Here is a 22,997-nt window from a genome sequence, read left to right as displayed (position 1 = left end):
GTTTGGAAAAAGAAAAGGCTATGAAGTAAATGAAAATGGGTTGACGCAGCCCATATCATTTGTTGATTTATTTTACTTAGAAGATAAAGATTTTGAAGAGTTTTTAAAGGGCTTATTTATAGACAACAAGACATAAGAAAAGAATGAACTATTTATTTGGAGGTAATAAATGGACATCAAAACTGATTTAATCAAAAAACAGTCGCCAGATATTTGGAAATGGGCAGGGACAGAAATTTCCGCACTAATTTGTAGTGAAACGCTTATTGATGAATTTATAGAGTGCGAAAAGAAAAAAATTGAAAATAGTGGAAGAGAATTGCTGGATGTACATGTTTTTAAGTGGGATAATCGGGTTTACCGCATGGTAACTATTGAATTTTTAACAAGACCTAAGCTCAATGACTTTAACTAGACTAACTATTGTAACAAACGAATTGATGGTTTATGGATCACCGGTTGAAGCCTTGTTAGATTTGCAGTCAATACCCATGAACTAAGTTTTTATTTCTCGATATTATTTGGAGCAAGAGAAGGCGTATACGGGATTTTAAGTTTTTAAGAGCTTCGGAGTCCTTTTGATTATTTTTCCCCTATCAACAGCATAGAACATAAGAGTTCTAAAAATAGGAGGGAACTCTATGTTTTTGTTTCCAGATCACGAGGAGCAGTATCAAAAACTGATTCAAAGGGATGGCACCAATCCATCAGATGTTGAAAGAAAGGCTATGTTTTATATTTTTGCGGGGAATCAAGACTTGTTTAACAAAGTGGAAACTTTATACGACTTTGAAGAACGGATGATTCGGCCGGAGTGTTTCCGCAGTATTGATCTTTCCACAAGTGCTCACGACTTAATTGAGTTAGCCTTCAATTTGTATAACAACTACTATTGCGGCACGATAGTGGAAATGTTTTCCTATCTCGATCAACAAAACAGAAGGTTAGCCATTGAGGCCATCAAGATGAGATTTATTGTGGCATAGTCCATTGGTTAGAAATTAGCTTTAAATGATATTGACAGTCCATAAAGCAAGAACTCCATCAAGATGCTGATGGAGTTTCTTCATACTGCTTGATAAAGCATAAAAGGCAATGTGAGACGATATCCCTTAAACGAAGATGTGGAAATCTCGTTGTAGATAACTCAGTGAATTTGTCGTAAATGTCCTTGTTCACAACAAACGACTTCGTTATACTTTCGGACGTTGGATCGTAAACCTGTGGATCCAGTATCAACTGAGATTTATGTGTGATTAAAAGGTTCTTAATCTCGTCCAAATGGCTTGTAAGGAACCGCATAACCTCATCATTTCCTTCATTATTCGGGATGGCAGATTGAATTTCCTTGTATTCCTCTATTGATAGAGTCTTTTCGTATTGCTTTTTACTCTGTGAGTAGGTATAGCCCCCCCTTCTCATTTCTTTACAAAATGCCGAGTAACTCATCCCCACTGCCTCTGCAGCACTTTTAAGTGGCTCATCTGCACCTTCCTTTAAGATTAGATAATTGATAAACTCTGCACGTTTAAGTAAAGGCATCTCTTGAAACTCTCTTGCGTCCATATGCATCACTCCTTCATTTCTTTGCGAATAATTCATTAGATTTCTCATCCTTCTTTATAGTAGATTTCAGCAATTTAATATATTCCAGTTGCGAAAATAAAAAGTTGCTGAACGTGTTCTAGCAAGGAATATTATTAGTTTTGAAGTCTATCATATAAGGAATTCTAAAAATCAGGGACTAGATGAATATCTAGTATAAATAACAAGGAGGAAAATCGAAATGCAGGAACAAACGGATAAGTATAAAAAAGTTGATGAAGCGGTAAAGAATTTTGGTGGTGTCGTACATGATTTTCGGATAATGAATCATTTAACGTTGCAAGATTTGGCTGAACTTGTTTTTCTTAGTGCTTCGTATTTGTGGAGGATAGAGAATAACAAGCGGAATCCGGATCTTGACGTTCGAGTACGCATTCTAACCTCTGGATTGTGCTGGTCGACAGAGGAAATCCATTTATATTTGAGGCAATTGATTTCAAAAGAGGAAATTAAATAAAACTAGCTGCTTAAAGAAAAGCTACTGACCGAGAGGTTAATTCTAAGAGTCAGTAGCTTTTTTCTTCTCTAATTTATGCAATTGGGTAAAATTACATAAAATGGGTTTATTAGGTATTTGCAAACAAAACTGCATTATATAAGGGTTTAGCATGGTTTTGCATCACTTTTTCTTTTGACTATAGTAAATGGTATTTTTTTACATTATATTAAAATAATAGTATAATAGTGTAAGTCACAAGCAGTTTTTTGAAAGGAGCATAAAAATATGAAAGAAGACTTAAAGTCAGTTACCATTGATGCTGATTTAAAAGAATATATGATCAACAATAAAAAGATACTCATGGGATTTGTTTCAGGGAAGGAATTGCGGGAAAAGACTAATGATATTCCCAACAAGCCGAATACCAGGGATTTCATGGGGGATGTAAATAAATATGTACCAGAAATGAAGAAAACACTTCGTAACAAGCCCGAGTTATTTCTCTACATGAATAACGGTATTCATATAATAGCGGAATCGTACATTAGAAATGAAGATGGAACAATAACCTTGTTTTTCAAAAAGGGACAGGGTATTTTCAATGGCATACACACTGAAAATGTCCAAGAAACGGATGGGAAGCCTAATAGTTATGTGATTTTGGTTATATATTTTGATGTTCCAGAAGAGGAAATCGTCGACATTATTGTTGTAAAAAATTCAAGTACTCCAACAAAGGAAATAAGCCGTGGGGAAAAACTTGAACGTTACGAATGGGTGAAAAAGATTTTACCTGATTACCCCATTAAATATAAAGAAAGTGATAAGTACGACTTGGATATTGCGACAATCTTGCATATAGCGGGTATTTATCAGGTAAATGAGCGTACGCATCGTTTTGTTAATAAAGATTACAGGAAGTTTCAGAGCTATCTACGAAATAAAGGCGACGTTGTGAAAAAACACAACGATGGCAAGCTCTATTTAGAAAGAATCCGTTATATATTGAAGGATCTTATTGACCTTTATCTGTTTATCCGTTCGGATGAAGAATGTATTGTGTGTATAAAAAGGAATTTGAAAAAGACAGGGTGGATTCGCAAAGGGGTCATTACTGATTCATTGATGTTCAATATTCTTAATGCGTTGAATTTTGCAGTTTATGTCCCGAAAACGCTCTACCCATGCTTTAAAAAGAATTATGATATTGAGCACTTGAAGGATTTAACGAAAAGGGTATTCCCTCAAATTGTAAATCAATTGAAAATTTATGAAGATGAGGGTTTGAAGGTATCGGAAATCTCAAGGGAAAAGAACATTTACCAAGAGATACAAAATATCATGCTGACGGCAGACTTGGAACATAATATAATCCCTGTTGAATAAAAGGATATGGTAATTGATTGAAAAACTCACATGAAAGGAAAGATGAAGATGAAAACACTAGATTATCAAAATCTTAATGTATCCACACTATTAAAAAATGAAAGGGAAAAACGCTTTTTAACGTTCGAAGACGTAGGAGCGGGTGTTGGTGTTTCTGCAAGCTATATTTTTCGCATTGAAAAGGGCAAGGTAACTCCCTCTCAAAAGGTTGTCTCTCAGTTGATTAAATACTTTGGTTTAGAGACGAAGGATTTATCAAAATATCCCCAAGAAACTGTCAAAGGGGAAACAAGCCCATCTAAGGAAACTTCTGGGGGGCATTTGAGGTTATTGAAATAAAATGGTATTCGTATTCTTGGGAATCACTATTGCTATTATGATAGCAATTTCGGGTGATTCCTTTTCTTTGATGTTATCTAGGTTTATTTTCAATCGTAATTCCTTTGATGGTGTCTTTATATTCCATTGTGTTCTTTAATAAGTAAGAGTAAAATAAGAGTTAAGTAAAACTGGGGTTTGAGGTGAAATCTCTTGGAGTTGAAACTCTTTTATCGAACACAACGAGAATTGGCAACCGCTTTAAACAAGCTAGTGGATGCGTATTGGCAAGAAGAAATCAAAGAGCCTGAACTCATTAACGGCATACTGAAGATGTACGAAAACAATCCGGACAAGTTGATGAAGGATAATCAATTTACGACAATCGTTCAGCAACAATGTGGTAAAAGGCGGTTAGCTGTGGTGGGAAAGGTATTGGAGAAAAGATAGGAAAATAGTCTTGTCCGAAAGGTTTGATTATATGACAATGGAATTAGTATATTCTTCAAGTTTAAACGGGGCCTCCTTTTTGTTTTTTGAATTAAAACAGGTCTTAAAATTGAAACGACTCGGCCTTTCCAATCAGGATATACGGAGAAAGATAAAAGAGGAAAACCTGTTTCAATTTAACAATCAAGGTCGAATTAATCGAGCATTGCCTTCCGTTATGAAAAGAGCAGAGGTTATTGATGACACTCTTGCATCCCTGATACTCGAAGGCTCAGTAGAGATGGGAAAGGTATTGAACCTTTATGCGATTATGAAAACGGATTTGCTGTTTTATGAATTCATGGAAGAAGTTATCGCCGAAAAGTTACACAATAATGACTACTTAATAGAAAAGAAGGACATCAATCTTTTCTTCGCTGCTAAATCGGAGCAAAGCGAAAAAGTGGCAAGCTGGAGTGATATAAATATAGAGAAGTTAAAAAGAGCCTATATGCAGGTGTTGTACGAAAGTGGAATGTTAAGAACAAGAAAAGGTAAAGAACTTAATCGTCTTATTATTGATGAACAAATAAGAAATCATCTTACCCAGATTGGTGACGTACGTTATATCAGAGCTATGGGTGAGTAGGGGGTGAACATGTGTCAAATTTCCATGCAAGGCTGGACCAAATCATACCAAAAATAAAAGAAGATAAATTTATTGAAGGTCGTGGACTCGGTAATGAGATTAGTTTTTATGTGTTCGATTATGAGCCAGAACACGAGCTCGAGGTAAGGGACTATATCAAGCACATAAAAAAGGAATTCAATTATGAAGGATCTAACCGAAGAATCATTGAATTCGATCTATATAAAATGCTGCTAGATATTGCAAAAGAAAAAAGGATTTTCAACCGTATTTTTGAGATGGAAGAACGTCAAGGGCAAGACCAATTGTTTAAAGCCTTGACGAACTTTGCGAAGCCAGAGGCCTTTTTAAGAAAGATCAGTGAACAGGTGAATGGCTATAATGTGGTGTTCCTCACTGGAATAGGAAAGGTTTATCCGTTTGTCCGGTCTCATAATATTTTAAACAATTTACAAGAAGTGTTGGACGATATACCTGTCATCATGTTTTTTCCAGGTAAATATGATGGTCAGTCTTTACAGTTATTTGGAAAATTCAAGGATGATAATTATTACCGGGCTTTTCGATTGGTTGATTAAAAAGAGATAGGGGGAGTACAGGTGAACATTAAAGAGATGTTTCAGAAAGACATTGAACGTGATATTCGTGGAGTCATTAAAGTGGCTCAACAGGATGAAGATAACATTTACCAGGAATTGGACGAGTATGTCGTTACTCGTGAATTACAAAAGCACCTCTCCAAGTTCTACGAGAACTATCAGAAGGGGATTGACGGTATTACCGATAAAATGGGTGTTTGGATTTCCGGTTTCTTTGGTTCCGGTAAATCACACTTCCTAAAAATCCTTGCCTATTTGCTTGAAAACAAAATGGTCAAAGGTAAGCGTGCCATTGACTTCTTTAAAGATAAAGTTCAGGACCCACTTGTATACGCCAATATGAAACGTACAGGAGATGTTGACACGGAAGTCATCCTTTTCAACATTGATTCCAAGAGTTCACTGGACAATAAGTCCAAGGAAGATGCCATTCTTCGGGTATTTATGAAGGTTTTTTATGAGCATCGTGGCTATTATGGGGATATTCCTGGCGTTGCTGAAATGGAAAAGTACCTTGACAAGCAAGGGGTATATGAAGCGTTTAAAACGGAATTTAAGGCATTAGCAGGCGAATCATGGGAAGAGCGTCGTAATAGCTTTTATTTCGACGAGGATTATGTTATAGGGGCCTTAACGAAAGTCACCGATATGACTGAGGAATCAGCACGGAACTGGTTTGAAAACGGTGTAAACAATTTTGAAATTAGTATTGAAAAGTTTGCTAAAGATGTAAGTGAATACGTCAATAGTAAAGGGAAAAACTTTCACCTTATCTTTCTAGTCGATGAGATTGGTCAATATATCGGGGATAACCGTAATTTAATGTTAAACTTGCAAACAGTAGCAGAGGATTTGGGAACACACTGCCATGGGAAGGTTTGGATTATGGTCACTTCCCAAGAAAGCATTGACAGCATTATCAAGGTCAAAGGGGATGACTTCTCTCGTATCCAAGGTCGGTTTGACACAAGACTGTCTCTATCATCTATCTCAGTTGATGAAGTTATCAAAAAGCGTATTCTCTTGAAAAAGGACTTTGCAAACGATAGATTAAAGCTCCTTTATCCAGAGAAAAGTGCGATATTGAAAAACTTGATTAGTTTCCGTGAAAGCACAGCGGATTTACGTGGCTTTGACAATGAACAAGAATTTGCAGATGTGTACCCTTTCATTCCATATCAGTTTAAGCTCCTTCAAAATGTATTTGAACAGGTTCGTAAACACGGTTCTTCCGGTAAGCATTTATCTGAAGGGGAAAGGTCTATGCTATCGGCGTTTAAAGAGGCGGGCCTTCACTATAAAGATGCTGAAGAAGGCATATTGATCCCATTTTATGCCTTTTATGACACCATTAAAGAGTTCTTAAACCCTTCCATTTCAAGGGTTATTGAAGGTGCCTATGAAAATCCAGCTTTAAAAGATGACAAGTTCAATATAGACCTTTTAAAAGTACTTTTCATGATTAAGTATATCAAAGAATTGCCGGCTAATCTTGATAACATTGCCACACTGATGGTGACACATATTGACGAAGATAAATTGCAACTTAAAGAGAAAATCAAGACATCACTAAGAAAATTGATTTCTCAGACATTGATTCAGAAGAATGGTGAGAACTATATTTTCCTGACCGATGACGAGCAGGACATCAACCGAGAAATTAAATCATTAAACATAGATGAGGACTTTGTCAAAAGGGAACTTGCCAACTACATTTTCCAGGATCTTTATGACGAAAAACGATTCCGTTATTCCAGTGATTACTCGTTTACCTACAACCAGAAGATGGATGAGAAGACTTACGGCAACCAAACTTCCAATATTGGCATGCAAATCCTGTCGCCGTTGTCGGACCATTACTATAAATCTGAACAAGAATTAATGATGATGACCCAAGGTAGTGGCGAATTGATAATAAAACTTGGTGGTAGTGGTGCCTATATTGAGGAAATGGAGGAAGCCCTGCGGATTGAAGAATTTCGGAAAAAAACCAATATCACTCAACTTCCTGAAAACATCCAAAATATTTTAAATAACAAACAAGCAGAAGTCCGAGAACGGAGAAGAAGAGTTCGTGAACTATTAGAAGATGCGATTAAGAATGGTTCCTTCTTTATCAATGGTGATAAGGTAGACATTAAAGGGTCAACTGTTCGTGAGAAGATCAACGCTGCCTTTACTCTGCTAGTAGAAAACGTTTATACCATGCTTGGTTATGTGAAAGAACATCTGGAAAATGAACGGAATTTAATTTCAATACTGGCACCAAATGATGAACAACTCTCATTTGCAGGCACCTTGAAAAGCGATCCAAATGAGTTAGCCAAGCAAAAGGTGTATGAATTTATTAGTTTACAAGATGACCTCAAGAAACAGGTGAGGGTAAAGATTCTATATGATCGTTTCACTGACAAACCTTATGGGTGGAAACAACTCGATATAGCAGGCCTTATTGCCCGTTTATTAAAGGAGCAACGTATCCGGATTAGGTATCATGCAGAATATCTGGAGCCGAAAGAAAATGTTAATACATTGGTCACCATTTTTACTAAAATGGCTGAGGCCGATTCGGCCATTGTGTTAAAACGAGTCAAAGTCGATGAAAAACTAATCAAAACAGCTAAGAGTATCTGTAAAGATGTTTTTAATAAAACGGATCTAGCCGATGACGAAGATGGACTATTAAGAGACATTAAGGTTCTTATTGAAAAGCAGATTCAAGAAATTAAAGGTTACAAGGCTCGTTACGAAGGGAGAAAGTACCCTGGAATGAGCCTGCTTGATAAAGGATTGGAATACTTTGGAGAGTTCCACAATGGCCTTGATAATGTCTCGTACTTCACTAAGTTAAAAGAATTGGGAGATAACCTTTTAGATTGGGAAGAAGATATAGTTTATGTCAAAAGTTTCTTCGGTACGGATCAAAAGAAGATTTTTGATGATGGTTTGGCTGCCTTGAAAAAATATGAAGATAATAAAACCTATCTGTATGGAGAAGAAATTGAATCGGCAATGAACAAACTCCGTGCCATTGTTGAGGACCCTATTCCTTACAAAAAAATTAAAGATATTCCAGAACTCATTCATGTGATGGATGAACAAATTAAAGAGGTATTGAACGAGAAAAAGGACAATGCACGGATAAAATTGAAAGAGGATTATGATTACTTATCCTTACTAACCTCACAGTATGGTGTTTCTAATGGAACAAAAGAAAAAGTAGCGAACTATTATAAAAATCTTAACGGTAATGTGGATACTTTCTCGGATATTTATAAAGTGGATGCAATCGTTTCGCAAAGTGCCACATTTAAGGAAAGAATGGAGCGGGGCATTCAAAGAGAAATTGCGGAATGGCAGCGGAAGAAAGAAGAGGAAAGAAAGCGTTCAGGTGGCGGAGTTGTTGTTGAACCTGTCGCACCTCCGATTCAAAAGCAGATTAAAATCGTCAAAGTGTCACAATTGGTCGCTGTCAAAACACTGAAGACAGAGGCGGAAGTAGATAGTTACATTCAGAACTTATCGTCTAAATTGAAGCAAATCATTAAGGAAAATAAACAAATTGAGTTTATTGATTAACAGGGGTGACATGATGAATAAATCGGCATTAAAAACCTTTGCGACGAATGCCCGAAGAGAATTGCTGAAAAAAGTCGAAGTAAGGGCTATGAAAATTGGAATCACCGAAGATAACATTAAAAAAGCAGAGATTGAAAGCTCGGATGCCATCTTTATTGATGGCAGACAGCTTACAAAGGAAGAAAAAAACCAAAGAGACAGATTGATTGACCGGATTAACCAGATAGGATTCAAGCGGGTGATGGAGGAGGTTGCCTATACTTGGTTTAACCGCTTTACCGCCTTGCGTTTTATGGAAGTGAATGACTACCTTCCAACTAAAGTAAGAGTGTTATCTTCCACGAACGCCGACAGCACCGAGCCAGATATGATGAAAGAGACTTTGTCATTGGATTTAGATATTGATAAAGAATATGTTTATGAACTGAAAATGAACAACAAGTCAGAGGAGTTGTTCAAGTATCTTATTATCAAACATTGCAATGACTTAAATCGCTACATGCCGTTCATGTTTGAAAAAATTAACGATTATACGGAAATCCTCTTTCCAGATGGCTTGCTCGCAACCGATTCTTTTGTTCGCCATATGACTAATACCGAGGTGATTCCAGAAGATAACTGGGAGAAAATTGAGATTATCGGTTGGCTCTATCAATTTTATATAGCTGAAGAAAAAGATAGAGTCTTTAGTGAAAAGAAGAAGTATAAAGCTGAAGAAATTCCTTTTGCTACGCAGTTGTTTACCCCTGATTGGATTGTTCGCTATATGGTGCAAAATGCACTTGGACGTTACTGGGTTGAAGCACACCCAGAACATAAAGAGTTAACAAATGATTGGGAATTTTATTTGGAACATGAAGAAGATTTTCAAGAAAAAATCGCACCATATGTGAACAAAGAATTGAATGTTGAAGATATTAAGTGCCTTGATCCCGCAATGGGAAGTGGTCACATTCTTGTTTATATGTTTGATGTCCTTTATGAGATTTACAGTAAATGTGGTTACATGGAACGAGAGATACCGAGATTGATTATTGAAAATAATCTATTTGGGTTAGATATTGATGATCGAGCTTACCAGTTGGCTTGTTTTTCGGTAGTCATGAAAGCATTAGAGTATAACCGTCGCTTTTTAAGAAGTATTGAACGAGATGGTTTAAATCTAAATCTTGCATCTATTCAGGAAACGAATGGTTGGACGGATGATGATATAGAGTATCTTGTCGGGGAATCAAACGGTGAAAAATTTGATTCTATAAAGTCCTTTGTTGATCAGTATGTAAATGCCAAGACTTTTGGATCGCTCATCAAAGTGGTGGATACAGACATAACCTATTTGAAAAAAAGGTTATGTGAAATCAAGTCCACACCTGTTGATGATATTTTTCAGATAGAAAAGCGAGAAAGAGTTTTATCATTGATTCCTAAATTACTGAAACAAACAAAAATTATGGTCCAACAGTACAATGTGGTTATTTTGAACCCACCTTATATGGGCTCAGGCAATATGAATAAGGAATTATCCGAATTCCTTAAAACGAACTATCCTGACTCCAAGTCTGATTTATTTGCAGCCTTTATGGAGATTGATTACTATTTAAAACCCAACGGCTTTTATGCTGCGATTAACCAACATTCATGGATGTTCTTATCGAGTTACGAAAAGTTAAGAGAAAAAATCATCGAAAACAAATTTATTGACACGATGTTACACTTAGGGCCCAGAGCATTTGAGGAAATTGGCGGTGAAGTTGTACAATCAACTACATTTGTCTTGAGAAATACGGAGTCTTTAAAGAAAAAGGGTATTTATGTAAGACTTATTAATGAAAAAACTGCAAGTGAAAAAAGAGAAAAGGCAATTGAGTCAGTAGTAAAGAAACTACTTAATTATTATTATTTATTTGACCAAGGGAATTTCAGCAAAATTCCAGGAATCCCAATTGCATATTGGGTAAGTGACAATTTTATTGAAGTCTTTGATAAAGGAAAAACATTAAATGAAGTTGCGAATTGTTGTACTGGAATGCAAACCGGTAACAATGATTTGTATGTACGAAACTGGTATGAAGTTTCCTTTGATGAAACAAGCATTTTTTCGAAAGACAAGAAGTGGAAGAAATATAACTGTGGTGGGGAAAGTAGAAAATGGTACGGAAATCACTATAATGTCGTTTTATGGGGTAATGACGGAGAAAGAATTAAATCGGAAAAAGGATCAGTTATTAGGAATGAATCTTACTTTTTTAGACAAGGGATATCTTGGAAAAGAATAGGGAGTTCTGACTTTTTTCTAAGGTATTTACCATCAGGGTTCATTTTTGACCAATCAGGAGATTCAATGTTTTTAAAGGATGAAAGGTATTTAAAATACGTACTTGGCTATGTCAATACAAAGGTTGCATTAAAATCTTTTGAATTTATTGCACCAACCTTAAATTTGACTGCAGGTAATATGAATAAGCTACCAATTATTTTTGATGAAAATTACAGGGATGAAGTTGACAAACTTGTTGATCAAAACATTACTATTTCTAAGGCCGATTGGGATAGCTCTGAAATAAGTTGGGACTTTTTATACCACCCTTTAATGCAATGGAGAGATTTGGGGAAATTACACAATGCCTTCAATGAATGGGTAAAGTTAACTGAAAAGTATTTCGCAGAAATCAAGGCAAATGAAGAAGAATTAAATAGAATTTTTATTGAAATTTATGGCTTACAAGAAGAACTAGACCCCGAAGTTGAGGAAAATAAGATCACTGTTTTTAAAGCGGATCTGGAACGTGATATAAAGAGCTTTATTTCTTATGCTATCGGCTGTTCCTTTGGCCGTTATTCCCTTGACGAGGAAGGTTTGGTTTATGCAGGGGGGGAATTTGATCCTTCCCGATATAAAACTTTCCCTGCGGATAAGGATAATATTATTCCGATATTACCAGGAGCGTATTTTGAAGATGATATCGTTTCAAGATTCGTTGATTTTGTTAGAATTACATTTGGGGAAGAGACCCTTAATGAAAACCTTGACTTTGTGGCGGATGCCCTTGGTAGAAAGAAAGGCGAAACGGCTAAAGAAACGCTACGTCGTTATTTCTTAAATGACTTCTACAAAGATCATGTTCAGACCTATAAAAAGCGACCAATTTATTGGTTATTTACATCCGGTAAGGAAAAGGCATTTAACTGTCTTATCTATATGCACCGTTACGATAAAACAACGCTTTCACGCATCCGTACTGATTATTTGCATGAATATCAAATCCGTTTGGATGCTGAGAAGAAAGAGTTACTTGATATTATTGAAGGGGATTCCACGGCGAAGGAAATCAGTAATGCTAAGAAGGAATTGAAATCCCTTGAAAAGAAAATAGAAGAATTGAAGGCATATGATGAATTGCTTCACCATATGGCGGATATGCAAATTGAAATTGATTTAGATGATGGGGTTAAAGTGAATTATGAAAAATTCAAAGGACTCGTTGCCAAGATATAAATAGTTCAAGTAAAGATACATCGGCGATGCTGGTGTATCTTTATTGTATACTGTTAATAATGAGGATGGTGAAGAAATTGAACATAGATAAGATAGAGTTGGCTCTATCCGAGATTTTTAATGAACCTTTGAAAGACGGGGAACAACGTAAGATTGTGTTTTGGGTGGACAAAGATCAGGAATTCGTCGAGGATATCGAACAGCTTGCCCTAGAAGGTGTGAAAGTTCATTCATTAACGGATCGCAATCAGTTCTATACAAAATATCTGCTCGAAGAAAAGGATCCTGCTTCTTCATACTTAATTTATACAAATATGGAGTTAGGTTTGGAAGATAACTGGCTGGCGGATACGGTGTTCTATTCGAGAAAATTCTATGCAGATCGGATTTCGCTTATTTTAAGTGACTTACACATTGACCCATCATTACGATCGGTTATCAAAAAGTATGAGAAATTTTTCAATAACAAAGAACGGTTTAGAAAGTTTTCAGCATTAAACATTGAGTCCTATACAGAGGAAATGATTGAGCTGGCGATCATGAGCGTCTTATGTAACGTCAAAACACCTGATTTTGAAGCGGTGTTAAAAGCAGTACTAATGGAAACGTTGGATGACGCTGAAAATAAATACCTATCGCTATTTGAGAAATTTTTTGACGTAAAGGTTTTTTGGGAGTATGTAGAAAATTATTATGGGTACGAGCGAGAAGAGAAGAGCTTAAAAACCCTCTTTATCCATTTATCCGTAACTACGTTTAGCCAATCGGTAGATGAAGAACAGTTAAAAGATCTAAAGGATTTCATTTCAAAGCGGAATAAAACGAATTCCGCAGTCTTTATTGACCGCTGGATGCACCATAAAACGGATTACGTGGTGTTTGATGAATATGCAGAAATGGTTGAGCAGGAAATTCAGCTTTCAAATATCATTAAGACTTTACCGGTTGAAACGTTTAAACTGGCCGATACATTCCCATATATTGATAAAGCGATTATCATTTACATCGCCAATGGTCTAATGACGCAGCTTGAAGATTATGAGGAATATACGAAACTTATTAAACTGAGAAGAGCAAAACATTATTACGAGAACTTTGCTTCTATATATGAAGCTCTTTACTATACGGTTAAAATGCATGAGTTTTATAAAGAACATCGTCAGGGTATTCCACAGGGGCGGGCTTTTGATCTATATCAATCCTATGTCAAAGAGTATCATCTCATGGATACTTATTATCGAAAGTTTTACGTGGCCTTTGATGAAGAGAGTAATCATGATTTACTGAAAAAGCTCAAAACCCTTGTCGAGAACTTGTATACGAACTGGTACATGGGGGAATTAAGTGCTCATTGGTCCGAGGCTGTTGAAAATGAAATGACTGAGGATTGGTCACTCCCCGGTGTGAAAAATCAACAGAGCTTTTATTCGTCTATTATTGGGCCAAAGATTAGGAATGGCGACCGAGTTTTTGTGATTGTGTCAGATGCTATGCGATATGAAATTGGTGTTGAATTAGCTGAACGGCTCAATACGGAAACCATGGGTGTTTGTGATGTGGAAACATTATTGGGAGTTGTCCCTTCTATTACAAAGTTAGGAATGCCGTCCCTCCTGCCCCATAAAGAGCTTGATATAGATGCCAATGGAAGAGTCCTTGTAGATGGTAATAACGCAGCAGGACTAGAAAACCGCAAAAAGATCATTGAGTCAAAAGTACCGGACAGCTTTGCCGTTCATTTTCAAGATATACTAGCTATGAATAAGGCCGGGCGAAGAGAAGCATTCAAGGGTAAAAAGCTCATCTATATTTACCATGATACGATTGATGCCATGGGGGATAAGGCTTCAACCGAAGTCTATACCTTCAATGCAGTAGAAACGGCATTAAATCAATTGTATGACTTAGTAAAAATCATACGTGATGATTTGAGTGGAACGAATGTGTATATCACGGCCGATCATGGGTTCCTTTATCAGCGGGATGCATTAGAGGAAAGCGATAAAATTGGACTAGGCTCGATGGAAGCGATTGAAGTAAAACGCCGTTATATCCTGTCCAAAGAGAAGCGTGAAGTCTCAGGGCAGCTTGCCATCAATCTGTCATCCGTGATTAAAAATGATGAACAGCTCACCGCTTATGTACCTAAAGCAACCTTCCGTTATAAAATGCAAGGCTCGGGTGTGAATTTTGTCCATGGTGGAGCTAGTCTCCAAGAAATTGTCGTCCCACTCTTATCATTTAGAAATAAACGCTCAGGGCAAAAGGGAGCCAAGGCGATTAAAAAGGTTGATATAAAACTGACGAATACAACTCGGAAGATTACCAATAGCATTTTCAATCTGGAATTCTTCCAAACAGAGAAAATTCAAGACAAAGTTATTCCTCGTACTGTCGTGATTTATATGTCCGATGATGAAGGAAATATCTTGTCCAATGAAGAGACGATCATTGGGGACCGTTCCTTTGATAATCCAGCAGACCGCACCTTTAAGCTCCGGTTTATTTTAAAAAGTATTGCCTATGATCGTAATAAAACCTATTACCTGAATATCAAGGATACTGAAACGGGTGTAGCAGTAGAAAGAATACCTTTCACCATCAATCTGGGAATTGTCAGCGACTTTGACTTCTGACGGGGAGGAGGATCGTAAATGGAAGAAAAAACAAATGAGAGCTTAATTGTTGATATAGATAAAAAATTAAATGACGTTTTTGCCGGAAGAGTGGTACGTAAAGATTTAACAAAGCTCATCAAAGAAGGAGCCAATGTCCCAATTTACGTCCTTGAGTACTTACTGGGTATGTATGCTGCCACGGATGATGAGGATAGCATTCAGGAAGGAATTGACCGGGTTAAGAAAATCCTTGCCGAAAACTTTGTTCGCCCTGATGAGGCGGAAAAAATCAAGTCCCGGATACGGGAGCTAGGTCAGTATTCAATCATTGACAAAGTGACGGTAGCATTGAATCCGAAGATTGATACTTACGAAGCTGAGTTTTCCAACTTGGGACTAAAAGGTGTTCCGATTTCATCCATGTATGTAAAGGAATTTGATAAACTCCTTGTTGGCGGCATCTGGTGCATGGTCAAATTGGATTATTATTATGATGAAGAAGCCAGAAACACTAATCCGTTTAATGTAAGTGGGTTAAAGCCAATTCAAATGCCAAGCATGGATATAAATGAAGTCTTTGAAGGCCGAAAACAATTTTCCAAGAATGAGTGGATCGACATCTTAATCCGATCTATTGGTATGGAGCCTACGCAGCTGGAAGAACGGGTCAAATGGCACCTGCTGCTTCGCTTGGTTCCCCTTGTTGAAAATAATTACAACATGTGTGAGCTGGGCCCAAGGGGTACTGGTAAATCCCATGTGTATAAAGAGTTGTCACCAAACTCCATATTGGTTTCTGGCGGGCAGACGACAGTTGCAAATTTATTTTATAATATGTCCACCCGAAAGATTGGTTTAGTTGGCCTTTGGGATTGTGTAGCATTCGATGAAGTCGCCGGTATTCGGTTTAAAGATAAAGATGGCATTCAAATCATGAAAGACTATATGGCTTCGGGTTCTTTTGCAAGAGGAAAAGAGGAGAAGAATGCGAGTGCTTCGATGGTATTCGTCGGAAATATCAATCAGAGTGTTGATTCGCTAATAAAGACCTCACATCTATTTGCCCCGTTCCCGGAAGAAATGGCGAATGATACAGCCTTTTTTGATCGGATGCATTACTATTTGCCGGGATGGGAAATTCCAAAAATGCGGCCCGACTTCTTTACCGATAAATATGGATTTATTGTCGATTATATAGCTGAATTTTTTAGAGAGATGAGAAAGCGGTCATTTGCTGATTCGATTGACCGATATTTTAAACTTGGTAACAACCTGAATCAGCGTGATACAGTGGCGGTTCGCAAAACTGTCTCGGGTTTAGTCAAACTGATTTATCCAAATGGAGAATTTACGAAGGAAGATATAGAAGAGGTATTAAACTATGCTTTGGAAGGCCGCCGTCGGGTAAAAGAACAACTCAAAAAGATTGGTGGCATGGAATTTTATGACGTCATGTTTTCCTATATAGACAAAGAAACCATGTAAGTGGGACTGGAAAATTTGATAAATCAGGTGTCGGTTCTCACCGAGGAGCAAAAGAAAGCCTCGATACTGCCTTCCGTTATTTTGCAGCCAACAATAAGAGCATCAGTAATACGATTAGCACCAAGACGAAAGACTACCTCATGCACATTAGTGATTTGCAAGGTATTGGGTTGACGGAAGAATTGGCCATTGCCGAATTGATTGGTCTTTGCTCAGGGGCATTAAATAAGCCGGTGCAGGAGAGCATGGTGGTAATTGGCAATATGACAGTTGGCGGAACAATTGCCAAAGTAGAAGAGTTCGCCAATGTCTTGCAAGTATGTGTTGATGCGGGAGCTAAGAAAGTGCTGATTCCAGCATCATCTGTCATGGATTTGCAAACCGTTCCGCCAGATTTATTGGTAAAGGTGCAGCCAGTTTTTTACTCTGATCCAATAGATGCAGTATTCAAAGCATTAGGTGTAAGTTGAAAAAAATATTTTATTAATGAAGAGATCGGTTTTCCGGTCTTTTTCTTTTGCTCATAGAAGAGTGCAACTAATTAAGTACTCTATTTGCGGTCTCCTTTCTGAATATTTGATTAAAATCGTGATAAAAGGCTTCATTCATGCATCGGAAAGAAGTTTAGAAACGCTCTTATAATTGCAGAACAATGATACATGTGACATTAACATCGAGTTATTTGAACAATGCTGCTTAATCTTTAAATAGAGGAAACGAGTAAAACGAGTGCAATAATTCACTTTATTTTTATCCCAAAATACGAGAATTTCAAATAGATCCTATCGGTAGCTTCTTTTGTTGATCCCTTAAAGGAAGTTTTTATTAGTTTAGCGATGGGTCGTCGTTAGAAAGAAAAAAAGATTCCCATGATGTCAAAAACAAAATACACATAGTTGGGTGATAGGTTTTCATCAAAGGAATACTAATTAAGCTAACTTGACGGTCAAAATTCCCAATACGAGTGAAACGAGCGTATAAAGGCAATTCTTTTTTTATTTACTATGTTTCCTTAACGGGATAAGAACTAATTATTACCTTTAAAATAATAGAAGGCCTAAATTAACTAATTGCTCCAAATAAATGGATAGCATTTGATAAATAGAACATAAATCCAAATACGAGTAAAACGAGTAAAGGTTTTCTAAAGTATGTCTATAGCGGTAATCTATTATCTATTGGAAATTATCATTATGATTCTTTTCATGCAAAAGGAAATACTTACATCAATATGGGGTAGATGGATATAGTCTAAGTAATCATTAATAGAGGAATGTATAATAAATTAATAAAAAGTTGCACTCGTTTTACTCGTATGCTAATAATCTAAGATTCAAATTGTGGGTAGGCTATAATTGAGAATCATTCACTTTTAGAGGAAGCTATATGAATACAATAATAATGTAAACATGCACTCGTTTCACTCGTATATAGTGATAAGTGCTTCATTCAATGCAAATCATTCTTTGATAAAGGTCATTAATCATTGTCAAGGTAGCCGATTTTTATAAAACACCTGTTCCTGGCTAAAATAACCTTGCTGCATTTGTCATAGCAACATGATTATGGCTCATTCTTGCCATCTGATTCAATTGAATGAAGGTTTTTAATATTATCATGAGAAAGATTAAAGTGAAATAAACCACTCGTTTTACTCGTATGCAGTAATGCGGTAGGAGAGGATAATTACTCAGATAAGGATAAAGCTATATTTTGCTAAAATGGAGAAAATAATGAAGTAGAAAACAAACAACATTGACTAATGGCAAGTTGCTAATACAATAAATTATTGGAAAATTCCATTAAAAAAACTCTTTTCCAGTGAGGGGGTTCATATTTGCTATTAGGTAAATGTCTTCGATACCCACCTTCATAAGGGAAAAAGGCACTTTTTCAGTAAAATAGGAAAAACATTATTACCATCTAAGGTCCTTGGATAAAAAATGTACTGCTCGAACACAAATGATATTGACAGTAGGCAATGGTGTAGTAGAATAATATTATAAACAGTCAAATTAATTCCAAGGAGGTGATTTCTTTGGAAGAAAATAAGACAATTGGATTTGGTTTTGGAAAACTCATTCTAAGGGCAAGGAAATCCAAAGACTGGTCCCTGGCCAGGTTAGCCGAACAGACGGAAAAGGTTGGTTATCGTCTCAGTGAAAGTTATCTCAATAGGTTGGAGAATGGTAAACGGACAGAGCCAAGTATTAGTTGTGTTATGGTTCTTATTGAGGCATTGGGGCTTTCTCTAAAGGAAGTCTTTGAAAGTCTTAAAATGGAGCACATATACGAAAGGGCAGTACATAGCGGCATGTCCATTGTTCTTCCTGATGATTTGTACAAATTTAATATGGTTGTTGCAACGGAAAATGGCAATATTCCCTTATCCAAAGCACAAAAACAATTAATTGGTCAAATCATCGTAGATTTATACGAGATTACGCTTCACAGCGAACCGACTTATTTTGAAGACAAGGCAGTTGGTTATGTTCTAAGATTAGGCGAAACACTAGAAAAAGAGCAATATTTAATTGAAGTAGAGGATCAAGGATTCAAGCTATTCTTCAACATTAAAGTAATGGTGGAAAAGTATAACCTCCGAAAAGAAGAGATTAAATCATCATTGGAACGCATCAATATTAAAGCATTGTATAATGCGGATGCTGATATGTCTATCCCTTTGCCAATACTCGATGAATATTGGGCAACCAAAAGGGAAAAAGAAGAAATCGTAATAATTGACAAAGTGTCCGAGACGTTGAAACCTTATATAAAACCTTATTAAATGGGGGAAACCCCATTATATTTTCACCCTGTTGTTGCCTTTAGGCAATCAATGCAGTGGTGAACAACACTATATAAGGAGGACACCATTATGTTGATGGAAGAAAAAGCTATGAACTACGATCTACCACAAGAATTGAGAGAGGTTCCCATCTGGGTTTGTACCAGAGCAGAGCATATTGGGGAGGAGGTAGTACTAACAGCCTATGATCCAACCATAGGTGCGTCAGTAGATGAAAGTGATCCAGACAACTTGATGACTTTCGAGAAAGCATTGGATCTGAAGGAGAATGCTCCTGAATTTGCAAATGCAGGAATAGGCCTTGTTTTACGAAAAGAAGACCCATACATCTCCATTGTGATTCAAAATGCGGTGAATTCAGATGGAGAATTAAGTGAAGTAGCAAAAGAAACCATTGCCACACTTGAAGGCGAATTCTATGGGGAAATTACAGGATCATCTATGATTGTGATTGTAAAAGGACCTTTGATTGGAAATCAGCAATACAAAAATATCAAGGTACAGTATTTCGACAGAGATTGCATTGTCCCATTAAAAGGGCAAGCAACCTGGAAGCCAAATATACCATGGGTTGAATCAAAACGATTCGATGAAATTAGACAATATCATTTCAAAATGAACTGCCAAGTCGATGGAGACTCGAAACAACTCCCAGAACATTACGTGAAGTCCAATAGCGGTCTAAGGTTGCTACCGAATGTCCTTGTTTCCACTCTGTTGAAGCAAAAAGATTGGCTCATGTGTAAGGCAACGGTTTACGCAAGAGAGAAAGGAAACGGGATATTTCAAAAGGTTAGCACTGATGAAATTGAACGTGAAATTTTATGTTACCTGTCACCGAAATACCTCACGAATAGGAATATCGAGGATGTAAAAAAACTTTTATTGAAGCGAATCCCTAAAGATGATGGGTTAACAGATCCTATTCGTATGAAGGGGAAGATCAATTTTAAAAATGGCGTTTTTGACATTGAAACTGGTACATTCCGGCCCTATACTCAAAACTACAAATCAGCTTTTCAATTGAATGTTGAGTATAATGCAGATGCACAATGTCCAAGATTTCTTGAGTACATCGAAGAGTCTGTGTCCCACGATGATGCAAAAACCGTTCAGGAAATGGTGGGGTATCTATTAACAACTGAAATGAAGGCTCAGAAGGCGTTTGTATTATACGGTCCTGGGAATACAGGAAAATCAGTTTTAATTGACCTCGTTGAAAAAATTATTGGTTACGATTATGTATCAAACATTCCCTTCCAAGAACTGGGTTCAAAATTCAGCACAGTTCGATTGGTCGGGAAACTATTGAATTCATATTCTGATTTACCGCAAGGGTCCATTAAAGACACAGGAGTATTCAAAGCGTTAGTCACCGGAGATAGGTTACACGCAGAAGATAAATTTGAAAAAGGATTTGACTTCAAGAACACCGCACGATTACTTTTTGCCACAAACAAACTTCCTCCGAACTTTGTTGATCCAACCTCGGGATTCTACAGACGATTGGTTCTGATTCCCTTCCAGAATGTTGTTTCCAAGGGGAAGATAGACAGGGACTTAAACGACAAACTATTCCAAGAGCGGGAAGGTATTGTTCAGTGGGGTTTAATTGGTTTGAAGCGTTTGATTGAAAACAACTATTCCTTTACGGAAAGCGAAGCAACTAAAAACTTGATGTTGGAATACATGAAGCAAAATAACAATGTGCTTTGGTTTGCTGAGGAGTATTGTCAGCTAGATCCGTCATCAAAGTTATCCGGAAAAACTCTCTATGATTCCTACAAGAAGGCTTGTTTAGATGCTAGGCTTACAGCTGTCTCTCAGCGTGACTTCAACTCTCAAATTGAAAGTCAATTCGGGAGCGAAGGTGTTGCTAAACGTCTAGGGGCAGAAACTAGAGCTGTAGAGTTTTCAGGAATTAAACTAATCAACAAAAATTAGATAAATGGAGGAATATGCGATGTCACTTACAATTTATCACAATCAACGATCTTTCAATAATGCTTTTAACAGAGAAAAAGAAGCTCTGCAAATGGCACTTTTAGATGACAATATCCGTACAAAATGGGGGAAGCAGCAATATGATGCTTCTTCCCTATTTCCGAACATTACCACGCATGATGATTTCATCCATGCCGTTACGAGACAAAACGTGTTTCGTATGATTTTTGCTAATATGGCAGATAAACCGGAGGATGAAATTTTTCCATGTGAAGTCTTTGTTGGGAATGAGGCTTGGGTTGGTGTAGATAATGTTGAATACAGGTATTTCACTCGAAAGTCGCCTAAGCATGTTGCGGTTGGTTATACGATTCTTGACTTTCTGCGGGCGTTCCAGACAAATTGTGACGTTAATTCAGGGTATTGTTTTCTGATGGCAAGGAGAGAACTGGTTGATTTGCTCAACGTGTCATACGATGAGTCGGATTGGGAAAAGGCAGAGGAGCAGAAATATGAAAATAACATTCGTCTCCTGAAAAGACTCAAAGGGAAACGAGCACAGAAGCATTATCCAAATTTACATCAAAAATTAGACGATTATTTTCCTGCCTTGGAGAAAATTTTAAAAAACGGACTGAGATTCATTAATCCGAAGAGAAAGGATAAGAACGGATATGCCAGTTTCGTCTTTTACTCTACCTCCAGTGGATTATCCAAGAAAGAGTTTGAAAAAATGTTAAGCAAACTAAAGGGGCTGGATTTGCTCATTGTTGAATCCAAAGAAGATACCTATTTGGATAAGAACAGCTATAACTATGTCACAAAGGATTTACAATTCTTTTCATTTCCACCGTACTCTGAGGAATTTTTCCGTGAGTTAGAGGAAAAGCTAGGATCCCAAAAAGAATGAACAGGTACCTGTTTCTATCATCATCCAGATATTCCTCGCCATCATTGATAGTACTATCATGAATGAACCCGCATTCCCAATTATAAATAGGGGAAAAAATCTACAGCCCTGTTTCCATTGCTAGCGAAATGATTTCATCAGCATTTGCTAGCATACAGCTACTCAATCCGTTGTCTTTGGAAAGATACCTCCAAACTCATCGTTACTCCCATAAAATTCTAGGGTAAATCCAAGTTGACAAAGATAAGGAGAAATAGAACTTTTATAATCTGTTAAAGTTCCATTATCTCCTTCCTTTTTGAGTAATAGATAAGGAGATGAAAAAATTGAATAAAGTAGTAGAACAAATACAGGATTCATATCGGAAAGAACGGGAAAGAGTTCTGTATAGCATTTTTGACATCGAAACGTACTTGAAGAACCTCGGAGAAAATGGGGTTATATGGGTCCTGAAGGATATGAAAGATATAACCACCCTTGAAAAGGTTGGAATTGAATACTTTTTGAATCAATATCGAGCTAATCAGATTTATGACAACCTCGCTGAAAACTTCGACAACCAAACTTCGAATAAACAATCCATCGTTAATCCTCTCCAAACTCTTCCCAAAAACAAGCCTGAACAAGGAGATAAGAGCAAAAGGAAGCAGCCACATTATCTGGAAGTAAAAGATGTTAAGCAATTCTACGGTTATAAGAAGGCCAAGGAACTTGAGGAAAAGATTATTGGC

Annotated in this window: 16 protein-coding genes and 1 pseudogene; 16 read left to right on the top strand and 1 reads right to left on the bottom strand. The window is 36.9% G+C overall.

The genetic code is table 11. The features are described from left to right. Nucleotides 1–169: 169 nt before the first annotated feature. Together GBH70_RS14440 and GBH70_RS14435 are read left to right on the top strand one after the other, a co-directional pair. A complete protein-coding gene (locus tag GBH70_RS14440; RefSeq protein WP_151681687.1) occupies nt 170–415 on the top strand; it encodes a hypothetical protein in 246 nt (81 codons plus the stop codon). A 226-nt stretch (nt 416–641) separates the two neighbouring features. Next, nucleotides 642–986, top strand: a complete 345-nt coding sequence (locus GBH70_RS14435; protein ID WP_130003793.1) for a DUF6075 family protein — start codon at nt 642–644, stop codon at nt 984–986. Nucleotides 987–1,044: 58 nt separating this feature from the next. On the opposite strand, the gene GBH70_RS14430 is transcribed toward GBH70_RS14435, so the two are convergent. Continuing rightward, nucleotides 1,045–1,566 carry a hypothetical protein gene (locus tag GBH70_RS14430; protein WP_151681686.1) on the bottom strand — a complete coding sequence of 174 codons (522 nt, stop codon included), beginning with the start codon at nt 1,564–1,566 and terminating at the stop codon, nt 1,045–1,047. A gap of 220 nt (nt 1,567–1,786) precedes the next feature. On the opposite strand from GBH70_RS14430, the gene GBH70_RS14425 reads away from it, so the two are divergent. From GBH70_RS14425 to GBH70_RS14360, 14 genes and pseudogenes are all read left to right on the top strand, one after another. Continuing rightward, nucleotides 1,787–2,062, top strand: coding sequence for a helix-turn-helix domain-containing protein (locus GBH70_RS14425; RefSeq protein WP_151681685.1), 276 nt, complete (start codon nt 1,787–1,789; stop codon nt 2,060–2,062). A gap of 267 nt (nt 2,063–2,329) precedes the next feature. Continuing rightward, nucleotides 2,330–3,430, top strand: coding sequence for an AIPR family protein (locus GBH70_RS14420; RefSeq protein WP_151681684.1), 1,101 nt, complete (start codon nt 2,330–2,332; stop codon nt 3,428–3,430). 48 nt (nt 3,431–3,478) lie between these two features. Continuing rightward, nucleotides 3,479–3,769, top strand: a complete 291-nt coding sequence (locus GBH70_RS14415; protein WP_172968319.1) for a helix-turn-helix domain-containing protein — start codon at nt 3,479–3,481, stop codon at nt 3,767–3,769. 192 nt (nt 3,770–3,961) lie between these two features. After that, complete coding sequence (locus GBH70_RS14410; RefSeq protein ID WP_151681682.1) at nt 3,962–4,198, top strand: TIGR04540 family protein; 237 nt, start codon at nt 3,962–3,964, stop codon at nt 4,196–4,198. Between the two features lie 31 nt (nt 4,199–4,229). Continuing rightward, on the top strand, nt 4,230–4,826 hold the full coding sequence (locus tag GBH70_RS14405; protein WP_151681681.1) for a DUF1819 family protein: 597 nt from the start codon (nt 4,230–4,232) through the stop codon (nt 4,824–4,826). An 11-nt stretch (nt 4,827–4,837) separates the two neighbouring features. Then, complete coding sequence (locus GBH70_RS14400; RefSeq protein ID WP_151681680.1) at nt 4,838–5,404, top strand: DUF1788 domain-containing protein; 567 nt, start codon at nt 4,838–4,840, stop codon at nt 5,402–5,404. Between the two features lie 21 nt (nt 5,405–5,425). Further along, nucleotides 5,426–9,004 (top strand): BREX system P-loop protein BrxC, encoded by a 3,579-nt coding sequence (brxC, locus tag GBH70_RS14395; RefSeq protein ID WP_151681679.1) that lies wholly within the window; start codon nt 5,426–5,428, stop codon nt 9,002–9,004. A gap of 13 nt (nt 9,005–9,017) precedes the next feature. Further along, a complete protein-coding gene (gene pglX, locus GBH70_RS14390; RefSeq protein WP_151681678.1) occupies nt 9,018–12,500 on the top strand; it encodes a BREX-1 system adenine-specific DNA-methyltransferase PglX in 3,483 nt (1,160 codons plus the stop codon). A gap of 77 nt (nt 12,501–12,577) precedes the next feature. Beyond that, nucleotides 12,578–15,136 (top strand): BREX-1 system phosphatase PglZ type A, encoded by a 2,559-nt coding sequence (gene pglZ / locus GBH70_RS14385; protein ID WP_151681677.1) that lies wholly within the window; start codon nt 12,578–12,580, stop codon nt 15,134–15,136. Between the two features lie 18 nt (nt 15,137–15,154). Then, a pseudogene (brxL, locus tag GBH70_RS14380) lies at nt 15,155–17,073 on the top strand (protease Lon-related BREX system protein BrxL). Between the two features lie 1,568 nt (nt 17,074–18,641). Then, entirely contained in the window at nt 18,642–19,391 is a 750-nt protein-coding gene (locus tag GBH70_RS14375) for a helix-turn-helix domain-containing protein (protein ID WP_172968318.1), read from the top strand. Nucleotides 19,392–19,481: 90 nt separating this feature from the next. Then, complete coding sequence (locus GBH70_RS14370; RefSeq protein ID WP_151681675.1) at nt 19,482–21,356, top strand: phage/plasmid primase, P4 family; 1,875 nt, start codon at nt 19,482–19,484, stop codon at nt 21,354–21,356. 19 nt (nt 21,357–21,375) lie between these two features. Then, nucleotides 21,376–22,266, top strand: coding sequence for a hypothetical protein (locus GBH70_RS14365; RefSeq protein WP_151681674.1), 891 nt, complete (start codon nt 21,376–21,378; stop codon nt 22,264–22,266). A gap of 326 nt (nt 22,267–22,592) precedes the next feature. Beyond that, nucleotides 22,593–22,997 (top strand): hypothetical protein (locus tag GBH70_RS14360; protein ID WP_151681673.1); only part of this gene is annotated, 405 nt, incomplete at its 3' end.

Origin of the sequence: Weizmannia acidilactici (assembly GCF_008974225.1) — a bacterium.
Taxonomy (GTDB): Bacteria; Bacillota; Bacilli; order Bacillales; family Bacillaceae_C; genus Weizmannia; species Weizmannia acidilactici.
Note: the sequence above shows the minus strand (reverse complement) of the source record. Positions and strands in the feature narration are given on the sequence as shown.